Here is a 1,874-nt window from a genome sequence, read left to right on the forward strand (position 1 = left end):
AAAAGATACAGATCGCTCATTCGAGCCTGTTTCTGCTTGTGCAAGACATAGATGGGGATCCATTGTCCGCCGTGACGTGCCGCGGCGCACGCACCACAACGGATTAAAACGAAGTTGACTTTTCGCATACCGCTTCGCCGGTGTGCCGCCTTCAACGCCAGGATCGAGGTGGTCCGGCAGATGCCCGCTGAGTTCCGAGGTCTTCATCCAATAAGTTGTCGGGAAGCAGACCTTTCGGCCTTTTGCAATGAGTCGGAAGCGGTTGCGGAGAAGGCGTCGGCTTCGATGCATTGCTGCCCCAAAGCGGACCAGCGGCTCTCAACCCTTATCGGACATTCGTCCTATAGATTTGAATGTCGGCAATCCGATCGTTTTCCCGGCGATCCGGAGCGGCTGGTCGCGAACCGCTTAAAACCGCCCTGTTTCTGTCGGAGAAACCTGTCGGTTTTTCTATTGCCGGATAAACGGTGTTTTGGCACTGTCCCGACATGCTCATCGGATATGCCCGCGTCTCCACCCTTGACCAGAACCTCGACCTGCAGCGTGACGCGCTGACCAAGGCTGGTTGCGAACGCCTGTTCGAGGAGAAAAAGTCCGGCAAAGCTGGGACCAAGCGGCCCGAGTTCGAGGCTGCGCTCGCCTACCTGCGTTCCGAGGACGTGCTCGTGGTGTGGAAGCTCGACCGCCTCGGCCGCTCGCTGGTCGAGATGATGCGCACCATCGATGGCCTGCGGGTGAAGGACGTGCACTTTCGCTCGCTCACCGAGCAGTTCGACTCCGCGACCGCACACGGACGCTTCGCACTACAGATGCACGGGGCGATGGCCGAGTACTTCCTCGATCTCAACCGCGAGCGCACCATGGAGGGCCTGAAGGCGGCGCTCGCTCGCGGACGCAAAGGCGGGCGGCCAAAGAAGCTGAGTGAGGACGACATTGCAGTCGGCCGCGCTCTTCTGGCGGCAGGCACGATCAGCGTAGCTGACATCGCCAAGCGGCTCGGCGTCAACCGGGATACTTTCTACAGCTATTTCCCCCGAGCGCGCACTAACAGCCTTACGAGCAAAGAGTAAATCGTAAGTGCCGTTGGTGAATGTCAAACGCTAAATGCACGATCGAGCGAATTAAATGCACCGGGTGCGCTCGGGCGTGGTCGCTAATTAGGGGCGACACGCATGCAACACGCTTGCAACACGCTAGAGGGGGTTAAGTGGCTGATATCGTTGAACAGGCCGAGTAAGGGCCGCAAGTCGCCGCTGTGGCTGGCTTGGAATTAAACGGCCGAAAATAGGGGGATGGGCAGTGTGCCCGAATTATTCCCGGAGCTAGGGCCGCGGCGGGTGCAACACGCAAGAGGGGTCGGAAACACGCATGCCAACACGGCGGCAACACGGTTGCAACATGCATGCAACACGCATTCACCCCTTAAGTCCTTGATCTGGTTAGGGTGGAGCTTATCGAGTGCTATCCTCGCGCACGCCTACACGCCCGGCCGGACATGCGCGCCCGGCCAGACATGCGCGCACGCTGAAAATGCTGGAGGGGGGTTTTGCGTGTTGCGCGTGTTGCATTGTATCCAGCTCGGGGAGCGGAGGTGCATTATCTCGGGGAATTGACAGACGGAACGTTGGTCCGGGAATGTCAAAGAGACCAAGCGTTAGTAGCCGGAATTATCAGCTGAACCCGTCGCAATAGAGTGATGGTGCTACTAATTATGGGCAGTGCCGGTAATGAGCGATGCATGGGGTGATCGCGGTCCGGCGGTTGCCGATTGTCAAATCGTTATTTGTTTGGTTGCGGAACGTCGTTGGGATGCGGCGCGTTGGGCGATCAAAGCCTATGCGTGGCGGTTTGCAGGTGTGCGCCGCCGTTCTTCC

General features: G+C 58.7%; 2 protein-coding genes. One reads left to right on the top strand and one right to left on the bottom strand.

The window, feature by feature from the left end:
• The coding region (locus FV233_RS30990; protein WP_210249520.1) for a hypothetical protein at positions 1-207 on the bottom strand (207 nt) is incomplete at its 3' end.
• A 281-nt stretch (positions 208-488) separates the two neighbouring features.
• Between FV233_RS30990 and FV233_RS29290 the strand changes: the two genes are divergently transcribed.
• A complete protein-coding gene (locus FV233_RS29290) occupies positions 489-1,070 on the top strand; it encodes a recombinase family protein (protein ID WP_147899621.1) in 582 nt (193 codons plus the stop codon).
• Positions 1,071-1,874 lie beyond the last annotated feature (804 nt).

Source organism: Methylobacterium sp. WL7 (assembly GCF_008040085.1).
Classification (GTDB): Bacteria; Pseudomonadota; Alphaproteobacteria; order Rhizobiales; family Beijerinckiaceae; genus Methylobacterium; species Methylobacterium mesophilicum.

What these genes read in the sequence shown, in the direction of transcription:
- FV233_RS29290 (WP_147899621.1), top strand. Translation starts at nt 489, where the DNA reads ATGCTCATCGGATATGCCCGCGTCTCCACCCTTGACCAGAACCTCGAC.